The 14,203-nt window shown below is 75.1% G+C and carries 10 protein-coding genes; 7 read left to right on the top strand and 3 right to left on the bottom strand.

The genetic code is table 11. The features are described 5' to 3' along the window. Positions 1-18 precede the first annotated feature (18 nt). Positions 19-813: a TetR/AcrR family transcriptional regulator gene (locus K1J57_RS30280; RefSeq protein ID WP_255646718.1), complete on the top strand. Its 795-nt coding sequence runs from the start codon at positions 19-21 to the stop codon at positions 811-813. A 46-nt stretch (positions 814-859) separates the two neighbouring features. Here K1J57_RS30280 and K1J57_RS30275 read toward each other — a convergent pair whose 3' ends face one another. From K1J57_RS30275 to K1J57_RS30265, 3 genes are all read right to left on the bottom strand, one after another. Then, positions 860-2,062: a cupin domain-containing protein gene (locus K1J57_RS30275; RefSeq protein WP_220562099.1), complete on the bottom strand. Its 1,203-nt coding sequence runs from the start codon at positions 2,060-2,062 to the stop codon at positions 860-862. Between the two features lie 214 nt (positions 2,063-2,276). After that, the gene (locus K1J57_RS30270) at positions 2,277-4,457 is read right to left on the bottom strand and encodes a prolyl oligopeptidase family serine peptidase (protein ID WP_255646717.1); all 2,181 of its coding nucleotides are present in this window, start codon (positions 4,455-4,457) and stop codon (positions 2,277-2,279) included. A 314-nt stretch (positions 4,458-4,771) separates the two neighbouring features. Next, positions 4,772-5,989: an ABC transporter ATP-binding protein gene (locus K1J57_RS30265; RefSeq protein WP_220565885.1), complete on the bottom strand. Its 1,218-nt coding sequence runs from the start codon at positions 5,987-5,989 to the stop codon at positions 4,772-4,774. 688 nt (positions 5,990-6,677) lie between these two features. Between K1J57_RS30265 and lnt the strand changes: the two genes are divergently transcribed. From lnt to K1J57_RS30235, 6 genes are all read left to right on the top strand, one after another. Beyond that, positions 6,678-8,237 (top strand): apolipoprotein N-acyltransferase, encoded by a 1,560-nt coding sequence (lnt, locus tag K1J57_RS30260; protein ID WP_255646716.1) that lies wholly within the window; start codon positions 6,678-6,680, stop codon positions 8,235-8,237. 110 nt (positions 8,238-8,347) lie between these two features. Then, on the top strand, positions 8,348-8,914 hold the full coding sequence (locus K1J57_RS30255) for an FxsA family protein (protein ID WP_220562097.1): 567 nt from the start codon (positions 8,348-8,350) through the stop codon (positions 8,912-8,914). 205 nt (positions 8,915-9,119) lie between these two features. Next, entirely contained in the window at positions 9,120-10,127 is a 1,008-nt protein-coding gene (locus K1J57_RS30250) for an aldo/keto reductase (RefSeq protein ID WP_220562096.1), read from the top strand. A 221-nt stretch (positions 10,128-10,348) separates the two neighbouring features. Further along, positions 10,349-10,924: a (2Fe-2S)-binding protein gene (locus K1J57_RS30245; RefSeq protein ID WP_220562095.1), complete on the top strand. Its 576-nt coding sequence runs from the start codon at positions 10,349-10,351 to the stop codon at positions 10,922-10,924. Further along, positions 10,924-11,910, top strand: coding sequence for a xanthine dehydrogenase family protein subunit M (locus tag K1J57_RS30240; RefSeq protein WP_220562094.1), 987 nt, complete (start codon positions 10,924-10,926; stop codon positions 11,908-11,910). Before K1J57_RS30245 ends, K1J57_RS30240 begins: the two co-directional genes overlap by 1 nt. After that, positions 11,907-14,156 (top strand): xanthine dehydrogenase family protein molybdopterin-binding subunit, encoded by a 2,250-nt coding sequence (locus K1J57_RS30235; RefSeq protein WP_220562093.1) that lies wholly within the window; start codon positions 11,907-11,909, stop codon positions 14,154-14,156. Before K1J57_RS30240 ends, K1J57_RS30235 begins: the two co-directional genes overlap by 4 nt. Positions 14,157-14,203 lie beyond the last annotated feature (47 nt).

The raw sequence follows: 14,203 nt of genomic DNA, 5'->3' as shown, positions 1-14,203 counted from the left end.
CCCGACGACTGGTGGCCCATGACGACCGAGGACGAGCGCAAGAGCCGGATGGCGCGGGATGTGGAACTGCTCTGGGGGCTGGACACGGCGCCCGCCCGGCGCGGTCCCAAGCCCCGCCTCAGCCGGGAGGCGGTGGTCCGCGCGGCGGTCGCCGTCGCCGACGCCGAGGGCATCGAGGCGGTCTCGATGCAGCGGGTGGCCAAGGAGCTCGGCTACACCACGATGTCCCTGTACCGGCACGTGGACAGCAAGGAGGACATGCTCGTCCTCATGCTCGACGCCGCCATGGACGGCGAGCCCCCCGGCCCCCGCGAGGACGGCGACTGGCGCGCCGGCCTGGAGGAGTGGTGCCACCGCGCCATCGACATGTCGCGCGCCCATCCCTGGTCGGTGTACGTCGGCATCTCCGGGCCTCCCAGCGGGCCCAACGGCCTGCGCTGGATGGAGTCGGGCCTGCGGGAGCTGGTCGCCTCGGGCCTGGACATCGGCGAGGCGCTCCAGATGCTGGTGCTGCTCTCGGCCGTCACCCGGGAGACCGCGCGCCTGGAGGCGGACATGTCGCGCGCCGCCCGCGCCGCGGGGGGCACCATGGTGGACAGCGAACGCGACTACAGCCTCGGGCTGCGCAGGGTCGTGACCGCCGAGCGGTTCCCCACCGTCGCCCGCATGCTCGAGGAGCACATCCTCGAAGAGGAGGCCGGGGAGGACGACGAGCGCTCCGGCGGCCCGGCGGAGGAACTCGACTTCGGCATCCGCCGCATCCTGGACGGGATCGAGGTGTACGTGCGGGCCAAGCGGGCGGGCGGGACGTGACGGGGGCGGTGCCGCGCCCGGCGCGGCACCGCCCCCGTCAGGCTGCTCAGCGGATGAGGACCAGGTGGTGGCGGGCCAGCACCGACACCACCTGCGCGGCCCGCTCCGGCTCCGTGCCCGCGGCCCCGGCCAGCTCCGCCACCGTCAGCGACCGCCGCTCGGCCAGCACCCCCAGCACGTCCCCGACCTCCGCCGGGAACGTGTACCGGCGGCCGCCCACCGACAGGGCGACCCGGTCGCCCTCGCGGGCCACCGGCGGCGGCAGGATCGGCACGAACTCCACCCGGGCGTCCGGCCCCGGCGCGCCCTCCTCCACCGGCCAGGGCAGCGAGAACGACGTGCGCCGCGGGAACCGCGCGTCCCGCTCGGCCAGGAACGCGTCCAGGTCGGCCTCCTCGGCCAGCTCCGCCAGCCGCGCCGCCAGCTCCCGCCGGTGCTTGCGCCGCACGTCCGGGTCGGCGAACCGGGGCAGGTCCCGCCGGAACGCCTCCTCCTCGAACAGCCGCCGCACCAGGGCCTCGGCCCAGTCCACACCGGTCGCCCGCGTGAACCCGAACGTCAGGTGCAGGCTCACGTCGCCGGTCCCGGTCACCGTGTGCCACCAGCCCCGGGGCACGTGCAGCACCTGCCCGGGCCGCAGCACCCCCTCCCACACCACCTGGAGCTCGCCGTCGGCGTCCCGCGGCGGGGTGTGCGCGTGGTCCACGTCGTTCTTCATCGGGTGGGGGCGCGACCCGGGGCCGTGCACCTGCCAGTGCTTGGTCCCCTCCACCTGCACGATCACCGTGTCGTGGTCGTCCCAATGGGTGTCGAACCCGCGCGACTCGCCCCAGATCAGGTACATGTTGGCCTGCACGCGCTCGCGCACGAGCCGCATCAGGTCGTCGGCCGCGGCCGCCACCGGCGGGTGCATCCGGTCCAGCCCGTCCAGCACCAGGCTCGCCCCGGCGCGCAGCTCCCGGTACAGCGCCTCGGGCCGCACCACCCGGCGCGTCACCCGGGAGGCCGTCCCCGCCTCGGTGTACCGGTCCACCGGGACCGGGGAGCCGTCCCGGTGCAGCCGCAGCCGCGGCGGCTCGGGGGCGCACGCCGCCAACAGGGCGTTGAGGTCGTCGAACGTCACCAGGGAGCGCACCGCGTCCGCGCCCAGGTCGGCGAACACGAACTCCTCCGACAGCCGCGCGGTCAGGGCCTCCCGGCCCACGGCGCCGCACAGCCCTTCACTGAACAGGTGGCCGGGATCGGTCACTGGGTTCCCGCCTTTCAACGGCGAAGGGGCCCGCCCGGCCCGGACACGGCCGGACCGGGCGGGTGCGGATGGGATCAGATGAAGTCGGAACTGGAGTCGGTACCGTCGCTGTCGCCGCCCGCGGTGATGTCGCGGGAGGTCACCTCGGCCAGCTCCTCGACCTCGACCTCGATGGGGTCCATGTGCCGCACCTCGCTTTCCGTGTGGGTTTCCTCTAGGACCAGGGCCGGCCCCGCGCCGGGCGGCGCGGCGACAGCCCCGTTCGGTGGGCCGCGAACGCGTGCGCGTCCGCGGCGAGCCCCACCGCGCGGCCGACCGCGCGCGGGCCGTGCCCGACGTCGCGCTCGTACCGCAGCAGGGCCGGTGGCCGCCCGTCCTCGGGCCGGGCCGCCGCCAGCAGCGCCGCGCACATCTTGCGCGGGTGGGCGGCGTCGGTCCGGGTGTCCCCGGCGAACCCGGTGAGCAGCACGCTCGGGTACCGCAGCCCCGGCGTGCGCACCGCACCCTCCAGGACCCGGTGGTAGGGCGAGTAGGACATCAGGGCGGCGAAGTCGTCGGGGTCGGCGACGGTCCCGAACTCGCGGGTCCACATCCTCCCCAGGCCCAGGTGCTCGAACCGGGCCATGTCGGCCAGCGGCGCCGAGGCGATCACCGCCGAGCACAGGTCGGGCCGGGCCGCGGCGGCGGCCAGCACCAGCAGCCCGCCGGCGGAGCCGCCGGACAGGCACAGCCCCGAGCGGACGCACAGGCCCCGGGCGACCAGGGCGTCGGCGGCCGCCACCAGGTCCTGCACCGCGCGCGGCTTGCCGCGTCCGGCCCCGGCCAGGTGCCACTCGCGGCCGATGTCGCCGCCGCCGCGCACGTGCGCCACCGCGTAGCGCCCGCCCGAGGCCAGCCAGGCCAGCACCGTCGCGCTGAACCCGAACCGGCGCGGGCGGCCGAACCCGCCGTAGGCGTGCAGCAGCGTCGGCAGCGGCTCCGCCGGCCGCCCCGCCCCGGAACCGGGGGGCGGAACCTTCACGGCGGCGCCGCGCGCGGTCAGGACGGTGACGGGCACCCGGGTGCCGTCGGCCGAGCGGCACCACAGCACGGTGCGCTCCACCTCCGGCGCGGGCGGCGGCGCGGCGGCCCCGGCGGGCCAGGGCAGCGGGCGGGCCGAGCCCGGGGCCAGGCGCAGCACGCGCTGCTGGGCGGTGACGTCGGCGTAGCCCAGGTACACGGCCCCGTCGGGGGCGGCGGCCGGACCGCTCACCATGCCCTCGCCGGGCAGGTCGACGGTGCGCGCCGGGGCCCCGGTCCGGGCGTCGTGCACGGTGGCGGAGTCGATGCCCAGCCGGGTGCGCACCACCAGCAGCTCGGGGGCGTCGGCGGTGCCGCAGGGGGCGAACGCGTCCAGCGTGCCGCCCTCCTGCTGGGGGACCACCTCGCGCCAGTGCTCCGGCCCGGGCCGGTCCGGGTGCGCGGCGCAGATCCGCCGCCAGGGGGCGTCCAGGGTGGTGCGCAGGTACAGCAGCCCGTCCGGGCCCAGGTCGGCCTCGGTCTCGGCCTCCACCCCCACCTGGACCGGCCGGAAGTCCGGCGCCTGCGGCGGCCCGGCCTCCAGGTCGGCCAGCCACAGGTCGGTGCGGTGCCCGGTGCCGTGGCTTTCGGTGAACAGCAGCAGCCGCCCGCCCAGGACCCGCACGCCGGGTACGGTCCCCGGCCCCGAGCAGGCCCGTACGAACGCCTCGGTGCCGTCGGCGGCCCGGCGCAGCCACACCCCGCGGGTGCCGCCCTCGTCGTCGCGCCGCACGTAGTAGAACGCGGGCGGGCCCTGCGGCGTCCAGGCCACGTGCGAGTAGCGGACCCCGCGCACCGGCGGGCCGATCGGGAGGCCGTCGGCGGTGCGCAGCACCTGGAGGACGCCGCGCTCGACCCCGCCGGTGGAGGTCTGCACCGCGACCAGGCGCCCGGTGGGGTCCGGCTCCCAGGCGTCCAGGGTGGTGCGGCCGCTGGGGTCGGCCGCCGCCGGGTCGTAGACCACCCGGGCCGGGTCGGCGCGCACCGCGGCGGTCCCGGCGGGGAGGCCGGCGGGGACGTCGAAGGCGACCAGGCGCGGGTGCTCGGCCCCGGCCGGGCGCACGGTGGCCATGACGAGCCCGGGGCGGTGCACCGGCACCGACCACAGGTCGGCGTCCAGGTGGAAGCGGATGCGCTCGGCGAGCCGGTCGCGCAGCGGCCACCCGGCGGCCTCGCGGGCGTGGTCGCGGGCCCGCTCCTCCAGCCACCGCAGCGTCCGCGGGTCGTCGGCGGACTCCAGCCATCGGTAGGGGTCCGGCACGGGGCGGCCGTGGAGGGTGTCCACGATGGACAAGGGTTCGCGGACGAGGGCGACTCCGGGGGCTCGGTTGCGCACCCTCACATCGTTCGGCCCGCCGTGTCGGACGGTCAAGAAAGAACCGGCTCACCCGGAGGTGACACGGGCCTTGCCGGAAGGTGAGGTCCGCAGGCCGGGACGGTGGCGGACCGCGCCCCCCGGGATTCGGACCGACCCTATCCGCGCGGAACGGGGTACCGGTGCGGACCGGACCGAGCGGAGGGCGGCGCACGTGAAAGGGCGGCGCCCCGCTCGGAGCGGGGCGCCGCAGGGCAGGGGTGTCAGGTGCCGGGCGTCAGTGGCGAGAGGACCGCCCGGCCACCTCGGGAGTCGACACCCCGTCCGAGTCCGCGTCAGACGTTGTCCGGGTGGCCGATGGCCAGGCCCGTCTCCTGGTCGAAGAAGTGCAGCTGGCTGACGTCGACCGCGAGCGTGATCGTGCTGCCCGGGCGCACCTGGCTGCGCGGGCTCACGCGGGCGGTGAAGAACGAGCGGTTCGCGCCCAGCGGCAGCGCGGCGTCGCCGTCGCCGTCGTCGCCCGCGGCGTCCTTGGCCAGGGCGGCGGCGTCCTCGTGGCGGACCGGCGGGGCGTCCACCGTGAAGATCACGTTGATCTCGGTGCCCAGCTCCTCGGTGACGTCCGCGGTGACCTGGATGCGCGGGTCGCCGTTGCCGTCGAGCTCGGCGTCGCTGAAGTCCGACGGGCGGATGCCCAGGATGATGTCGCGGCCCAGGTACTCGCGCAGGTTCGGACGGGAGTCCAGGACGGAGGCGGGGACCGGCAGGGTGTGCTCGGCGAACTTCAGCACCGCGCCGCCGCCCTCGGAGGTCAGCGAGGCGTCCACGAAGTTCATGGCGGGCGAGCCGATGAACCCGGCGACGAACAGGTTGACCGGGGCGTCGAACAGGCGCTTGGGGGTGTCCACCTGCTGGAGGCGGCCGTCGCGCAGCACCGCGACCCGGTCGCCCAGGGTCATGGCCTCGATCTGGTCGTGGGTGACGTAGACGGTGGTGACGCCCAGGCGCTCGTGCAGCTGGTTGAGGGAGGCGCGCATCTGGACGCGGAGCTTGGCGTCCAGGTTGGACAGCGGCTCGTCCATGAGGAAGGCCTGCGGCTCGCGGACGATGGCGCGGCCCATGGCCACGCGCTGGCGCTGGCCGCCGGAGAGGGCGCCGGGCTTGCGCTTGAGGTAGGGCTCCAGGCCCAGCATCTCGGCCGCCTCCTGCACGCGGCGGGCGATCTCGGGCTTGGGGACCTTGCGCAGCTTCAGGCCGAAGGCGAGGTTCTGCTCGACGGTCATGTGCGGGTAGAGCGCGTAGTTCTGGAAGACCATCGCGATGTCGCGGTCCTTGGGCGGGCGGTCGTTGACGATCTCGTCGCCGATGACCAGGGTGCCGGCGGAGATCTCCTCCAGGCCCGCGATCATGCGCAGCGCGGTGGACTTGCCGCAGCCGGACGGGCCGACGAGCACCATGAACTCGCCGTCCTCGATCCGCAGGTTCAGGTCGTCGACGGCTTTGACGCCGCCGCCGTAGATCTTGTCGACGCCCTCGAGGACGATCTCCGCCATGTCTGTGCTCCGCTGCATCGGGTCGGGGGTGACAGGGGTCTCGTGGCCGTCGACCCGGGTCACCCGGACCGGTTCGTGTTCGGGTTGATCGAACCGGACTGCTTTGCTGATCACATCAGACAGGATTCTGATCGAAAAGTCCAGAGTTGGATCGGAGTCGATCTGATTGCGGTCAGACTGAAACCCGGAGCGCTCAACTGGCATGGCGGCCCCAGGTGCGTTAGCCTGTCCGACGGTTCACCACTTCCTCCCCGACGGACACTCTGCGGGGCCGCCACGACACGGCGGCCGGGTTGAGGCATCCGGTTGGGGAGTCTGGGTAACCTAACGACCAGTCCAGCACTGGACGGACCGGTTGTGCGGCCCCCACTCGTCCGATCGGACGCTGCATCACGCGCCAGGTGCAGCCGGGATCGGGTGAGGGGCGGAAGTAGCGCGACCGGGCGGGGGGTTGGACCCGGAAAAGGCCCGAACATCCAGTAGACAACGGTCTTCCGAGCTCGCCGCCGACGGGACGGAGCCGGTCCGAAGGGTGGCTCGGGCCTTTTCCGCGTCCCCCCAATATGCTGACCGCACACCCTCACCACACCTGCGGAAAGCGAGACCCCACGTGGTCACCGAACACACGGAGCGGGGCGGGGCCCCCGCCGCCGGCCCCCAGGCGCCCACGGCGCCGGTGAGAGGCCCAGTGGCCGGCGTCCTCCCCCTCGGTCACCGCTGGGGACGGTACGACCTCCTGTGGCGCGTCCTCGCGGCCGCGGGCTCGGGCGTGGCCCAACTGCTCGCCCTGCCCCCCTACGGTCTGTGGTGGCTGGGGCCGCTGAGCGCCGCACTGCTCCTCTTCGCCGTCGCCGGGGCCCGGATGCGCCGCGCCGCCTGGCTGGGCGCCCTGTCCGGGGCCGCCCTCATGGTCCCGCTGGTGCGGTGGCAGGACGTGTTCGGCACCGACGTGTGGCTGCTCATCGCGGCCGCCGAGACCGTCTACTATCTGCCCATGGCCATGGGCATCGCGCTGGCCGCCCGGCTGCCGGGCTGGCCGGTGTGGACCGCCGCCCTGTGGGTCGCCCAGGAGGCCGTGCGCGCCCGCTGGCCGCTGGGCGGCTTCCCTTGGGGCAAGCTCGCCTTCGCCCAGCCCGACACGCCCTTCGCCGGCTACGCCGCCCTGGGCTCCTCCGCGCTGGTGACCTTCGCCGTCGCCCTCACCGGGGGCCTGCTGCTGTGGGCCCTGCTGCGGGTCGTCGCGCGCGGCCCGCGGACCGGCCTGCCCGCCGCGGCCCTCGCCCTGGCCGCCGCCGCCGCGGTCGTGCTCTGCGGCACCGTCGCCCCGGCCGTCGGCCGCCCCCCGGCGGGGGAGACCGTCACCGTGGGCATGGTGCAGGGCAACGTGCCCAACGTCGGGGAGATGTCCATCGCGGGCGAGCGCATGCAGGTCCTGCGCAACCACGCCGACGGCGTGCACGAGCTGGCCGGGGCCGCCCGCGCCGAGGGCACCGAACTCGACCTCGTCCTGCTGCCGGAGAACGCCAGCGACATCGACCCCTTCCGCGACCCGGCCGCCCGCGAGATCATCGACGCCGCCGCGGCCGACGCCGGGGTGCCCCTGCTGTGGGGGATGAGCCGCTTCAACGACGACGGCACCCGGTACGTGTCCAGCGTGGTGTGGGACCCCGAGACCGGCCCGGGGGAGATCTACGACAAGCGCTTCCTGGTGCCCTTCGGCGAGTACATCCCCTACCGCGACTTCTTCACCCGGTTCGTGCAGCGCCTGGAGCAGGTCAGCTCCGACGCGGTCCCCGGCACCGAGCCCGGCGCCGTGGAGATCGGCGGCACCACCCTGGCCGTGGGCATCTGCTTCGACGTGGCCTTCGACGCACCGGTGCGCGAGTCCGTGGCCGCGGGCGGCGGGATCATCGTCATCCCCACCAACAACGCCAACTACAACTTCACCGGCCAGTCCGACCAGCAGCTCGCCATCACCCGGCTGCGCGCGGTCGAGCACGGCCGCCCCGCCGTGGTGGTGTCCACCAGCGGCATCAGCGCGGTCGTGAACCCCGACGGCACGGTCGCCTACCGGTCGCCCGAGGCCGAGGCCGACATCCACATCGCCGAGCTCACCGCCGCCGACGGCCCCACCCTCGCCACCCGGCTGGGCGCGGCCCCCGAGGCGCTGCTGGCCGCCGTGGGCCTGGCGGCCGTGGCCGTCGCGGTGGTCGCCTCCCGCAGGGCCCGCGGGGCCCGCCCGGAGTGACCCGCGCCCGGGGCGAACGGCGGCGGCCGGGGAACCATGCGGGCCGGCGGGGCGTTCTTCCCGGTGAGGGAGGACCTCACCGGCCCGTACGACCCCGAGGATGGTTCCGTATGCCGATCCTGACAGTGCTCGCACTCATGGCGCTGCCCTTCGTCGAGGTGTGGCTCATGATCGTCGTCGGCGGCTGGATCGGCGTCCCATGGACGCTGGCCGCGCTGGTCGCCCTCATGGTGCTGGGCGTGGCGGTGCTGCGCCGGGCCGGGACCCGGGCCTTCCGCGACGCCGACGAGGCGCTGCGCTCGGGGCGGCAGCCGCGCGGCGGGCTGCTCGACCCGCTCATGCTCATGGCCGGCGGTGTCCTGCTGGTGATCCCGGGCTTCCTCACCGCGGTGGTGGGCCTGCTGCTGGTGCTGCCGTTCACCCGCCCCCTGCTGCGCTGGGCGTTCGCCGGCTGGGCGCAGCGGCGGATGCGCCGCATGCAGGACCGCATGGAGGAGGAGCTGCTGGCCCAGGGCGTGCGGGTGCCGGGCCAGAACCCCTTCGGCCAGAACCCCTTCGGGCAGAGCCCCTCCGGCGGCGCCGGGGCCGGTGCCGCCCGCGGCGAGGAGCGCCCCGCGACCTCGCGCGGCCGGGTCATCCAGGGCCACTTCGAGCCGGAGGGCGACACGAAGGACTGAACAGACCACCCTCCCTCCCGGTCCGCCGGGAGCGACGGGGCCCGCCGAGCGTCCGTCCCTCGGTGGGCCCCGTCCCGTGTCCGGGCCCGGCTTGGTATCGCCGATAACAGAAAACTGTTTCCCTTGATTGGTATCTCTGGTAGCGTTCACTTGTTATCAGCGATACCAACGGGTCCGTCCGCGACCCGTCGGCGAAGGGAAGCGCATGAACCAGCGCACGCTCGGCACCACCGGCCCCACCGTCTCCGCCCTGGGCCTGGGCACCATGGGCATGTCCGACCTGTACGGCCCGGCCGACGAGGCCGAGAGCATCGCCACCGTCCACGCCGCCCTGGACGCCGGGATCACCCTGATCGACACCGGCGACTTCTACGGCGAGGGCCACAACGAACTCCTCATCCGCGACGCCCTGCGCACCCGCTCCCGCGACGACGCCGTCATCAGCGTCAAGTTCGGCGCCCGCAAGCAGCCCGGCGGGGCGTTCCAGCACGCGCCCTACGACACCACCCCGGCCGGGGTGAAGGACCGGCTCGCCTACACTCTGCGCCGCCTGGGCACCGACCACGTCGACATCTACCGGCCCGCCCGCCTGGACCCGGGCGTCCCCATCGAGGACACTGTCGGCGCCATCGCCGAGATGGTGCGGGCCGGGTACGTGCGCCATATCGGCCTGTCCGAGGTGGGGGCGCAGACCCTGCGCCGGGCCGCCGCCGTCCACCCCATCGCCGACCTCCAGATCGAGTACTCCCTCTTCTCCCGGGGCGTCGAGGCCGACATCCTGCCCACCGCCCGCGAGCTCGGGATCGGCGTCACCGCCTACGGGGTGCTCTCCCGCGGCCTGCTCTCCGGCCACTGGAGCCCCGAACGGGCCCTGGCCGCCGGGGACTTCCGCGGCCACAGCCCCCGGTTCCAGGGGGACGAGCTCGCCGCCAACCTGCGCCTGGTCGAGGGGCTGCGCGCCGTCGCCGACCGGCTCGGCGCCACCGTCGCCCAGGTCGCCATCGCCTGGGTCGCCTCCCGCGGCGAGGACATCGTCCCGCTGGTGGGCGCCCGGCGCCGCGACCGCCTGGCCGAGGCCCTGGGCGCGCAGGACGTGAAGCTCTCCGCCTCGGACCTGGCCGCCATCGAGGCCGCCGTCCCGGCCGGGGCGGCGGCGGGCGACCGCTACATGGCCGCCCAGATGGCGTTCCTGGACAGCGAACGGCCGGCCTGACCGCGAACGGCCCCCGGGAGCCCGGGGGCCGGTGTTTTACCCGACCTTGGCGCCCTGTGGACGCGGCGGCGGACCGAACGGTGCGAGCATCCACAGAGATCGAGAACACGGCGGCCGTCACCCGCCCGTGACGGGCGGCGGCCGCCGCGTGCACGTCCGCGCCCGAGGGGGAGCCCCATGTCCGCCGTCCGATCCGCCCGATCCGCCGCCGGGAGGGCGTCATGACGCCCCGCGAGCCCGGCCGCACGGGCACCGCCGTCCCCGCCGTCCCCCGCCAGGCCGCCCGCGCCGAGGAACGCGGCGACCTGGGCCCCGGGCCGGTCGACGTCCTGCTCACCGTCAACGGCACCCGGCGCAGGGTCGCCGTCGAACCCCGGGTCAGCCTGCTGGACGCCCTGCGCGAGCGCCTGGGCGTGACCAGCCCCAAGAAGGGCTGCGACCAGGGGGCCTGCGGCGCCTGCACCGTCCACGTCGACGGCCGCCGCGTGCTCTCCTGCCTGACCCTGGCCGTGGCCTGCGCGGGCCGGGAGATCACCACGGCCGAGGGCCTGGCCGACGGCGACGAACTGCACCCCGTGCAGCGCGCCTTCGTCGAGGAGGACGCCCTCCAGTGCGGGTACTGCACCCCCGGGCAGCTGATGTCCGCGGTCGCCCTGCTGGAGGAGGGCCACGCCGGCGACGACGCCGAGATCGCCGAGTGGATGAGCGGCAACCTCTGCCGCTGCGCCGCCTACCCCGACATCCGGCGGGCCGTGCGCAGCGTCCGCGACGGTGCCGGAGCGGAAGGGGACCGGTGATGCGACCCTTCGCCTACACCCGCGCCACCGACGTCGACGCCGCCATCGCCGAGGTCGCCCGGGACCCCGGCAGCGAGTACCTGGCCGGCGGCACCACCCAGGTCGACATGCTCCGCATCGGGGTGGCCCGGCCGCGCCGCGTCGTCGACATCAACGACCTGCCCATCGCCGCCGTCGAGGAGCCGCCCGGCGGCGGGCTGGCCCGGATGAGCGACGTGGCCGCCCATCCGGCGGTCCGCGAGCGCTACCCCATGGTGGCGGAGGCCCTGGAGAAGGGCGCCTCGCCCCAACTGCGCAACATGGCCACCATGGGCGGCAACCTCATGCAGCGGGTCCGCTGTGCCTACTTCCGCGACGGCGACCGCGCCTGCAACAAGCGCGCGCCCGGCAGCGGCTGCGCCGCGATCCCGGGCGTCAACCGCGACCACGCCGTGCTGGGGACCAGCGATCACTGCATCGCCACCCACCCCTCCGACGCGGCCGTGGCCCTCACCGCCCTGGACGCGGTGGTGCGGCTGCGCGGGCCGGCCGGGGAGCGCTCCGTCGCGTTCGACGACTTCTTCCTGCTCCCCGGGGACACCCCGGACCGCGAGCACCCTGTCGGACACGGCGAGCTCATCACCGGCATCGACCTGCCCGACCTGCCGATGGCCCGCACCTCCCACTACCTCAAGGTGCGCGACCGGGAGTCCTACGAGTTCGCGCTCACCTCCTGCGCCGCGGCCCTGCGCATGGACGGCGACGCCGTCGCCGAGGCCCGCATCGGCCTGGGCGGGGTCGCCACCAAGCCCTGGCGGGCCCGCCGCGCCGAGGACATCCTGATCGGCGCCCCGGCCACCGCCGAGGCGTTCGCCCGCGCCGCCGCGGCCGAGATGGCCGACGCGGTCCCGCGCTCCATGAACGGCTTCAAGATCGCACTGGCCGAGAGGACCATGGTCCGGGCGCTGACCACCGTCGCGTCCCGTATCGCAGGAGGGGCGGCATGACCATTCCACCGCAGATCGGCCGGGGCATGGACCGGGTCGACGCCCGCGCCAAGGTCACCGGCGCCGCCCGCTACTCCGCCGAGCACGGGCCGCCCGGCACCCTGCGCGCGGTCCTGGTGGGCGCGCGGGTCCCCCGGGGCCGGATCACCGCGATCGACGCGTCCGCCGCCCTGGCGGCCGAAGGGGTCGCCGCGGTCCTGAGCCACCTGGACCTGCCCCGGGTGGCCGAGGCCCCGCACCTCATCCCGTCGCTGGCGGGCACCACCGCGCACGGGCAGAGCTTCTTCCCGATGCAGGACGAGCGGGTCCACTACGCGGGCCAGCCCGTCGCCCTCGTGGTCGCCGACACCCTGGAGCGCGCCGAGTACGCCGCCGGGCTGGTCGACGTCTCCTACGAGGAGGAGCCCTGGGTCGCCACCCTCGCCCAGGGGCGCGGGGACACCTACGAGCCCGAACGGATCTTCGGCGGGTTCGCCCCCGGCCGGATCGAGCGCGGCGACGTCGAGGCGGGCCTGGCCCGCGCCGACGTGCGGATCGAGAACACCCACCACTTCGCGGCCAACCACCACAACCCGATCGAGCCGTCCGCGACCACCGCCGTGTGGGAGGGCTCCGGGCTCACGCTGTACGACTCCACCCAGGGGCCCACCGCCACCCGGCTCACCGTCGCGCAGCTGCTCGGCATCCCGCCCTCGGACGTGCGGGTGATCAGTGGGTTCGTCGGCGGCAGCTTCGGCTCCAAGGCGATGATCTGGGCGCATCCCACCCTGGCGGCGATGGCCGCCCGGCACGTGCGGGCGCCGGTCACCCTGGCGCTGAACCGCGCCCAGACGTTCACCAACACCGGGCACCGCGAGGAGCAGGAGCAGGCGATCACCCTGGGGGCGACCCGCGACGGGCGGCTCACCGCCATCCGGTACTCCAAGACGTCGCCCACCTCACCCTTCGACGACTGGGCCGAACCGTCCATGGGGGCGGTGAACCGCATGTACGCGTGCCCCGCCTTCGAGGGCGCGCACCACCTGTTCCAGGCCGCCACCATGACGCCGACGTTCATGCGGGCGCCCGGCGAGGCCACCGGCGCGTTCGTCATCGAGACCGCGATGGACGAGCTCGCCCACGAACTGGGCATGGACCCCATCGAGCTGCGGCTGCGCAACCACGCCGACCTCGACCCCGAGAGCGGGAGGCCCTGGTCCAGCAAGGGGCTGCGGGAGTGCTACACGCTGGGCGCCGAGCTCTTCGGCTGGGCCGACCGCGACCCGGCGCCGGTCACCGGCGCCGCCCGCGACGGCCACTGGGTGCTGGGCACCGGCATGGCCGGCGCCATCTACCCGGTCTACGGGGTCTTCAACCCGCAGCGGGCCCGCGCCCGCGTGTACGCCGACGGGCGCGCCGTCATCGAGACCGGCTGCTCCGACTTCGGCACCGGCGCCGGCACCGTGCTGCGGCAGGTCGCCGCCGACGCCCTGGGCGTGGAGGCCGAGGCCGTGACCGCCCACTACGGCGACACCGATCTGCCCACCACCGTCGCCGCCGTCGGCTCCTCGGGGGCCGGGGCGATCAGCGCCGCCGCCCACACCGCCGCCACCGCCCTGCGCGAGCGGCTCGTCGCCCAGGCCGTCGCCGACCCCGGCTCGCCCCTGCACGGCGCCGACCCGGCCGCCGTCCGGGTGTCCGGCGGCCGCATGGTCCGGCCCGACACCGGGGCGGGGGAGACCTACGGGGAGATGCTCGGCCGCCACATGACCTTCGACGCCGAGGCCCTGGGCGAATGGACGCCGCCGGAACAGGCGGAGTACGGGACGGCCACCTTCGGCGCCCAGTTCGCCGAGGTCGCCGTCGACCCCGACCTGGGGCTGGTCCGGGTGCGCCGGATGCTCGGGGTGTTCGCCCCGGGCCGGGTCCTCAACTACAGGACCGCCCGCAGCCAGCTGATGGGCGGCATGCTCTGGGGGCTGGGCCAGGCGCTGCTGGAGGCCACCCACATGGAACCCAACCGGGGACGCTGGCTCAACACGGGCCTGGACGGCTACCTGGTCCCCGTCAACGCCGACGCCCCGGACGTGCGCGTGGAGATGATCGAGGTCGAGGACCGCGCGGTCAACCCGCTCGGCGTCAAGGGGGTCGGGGAGATCGGCCAGGTGGGGATGGCCGCGGCCATCGCCAACGCGGTCTTCCACGCCACCGGGCGCAGGTTCCGCGACCTGCCCATCACGGTCGAGGCGGTCATGGCCCCGGCCTGAACGCGGTCGCGGGGGAACGAGGCCGTGCCCGGAGCCGCATCCGGGCC

It is taken from the genome of Nocardiopsis sp. MT53 (assembly GCF_019598965.1).
Taxonomy (GTDB): Bacteria; Actinomycetota; Actinomycetes; order Streptosporangiales; family Streptosporangiaceae; genus Nocardiopsis; species Nocardiopsis changdeensis.
The sequence above is the reverse complement of the archived record's forward strand: the minus strand, read 5'-3'. Positions and strand labels throughout refer to the sequence as shown.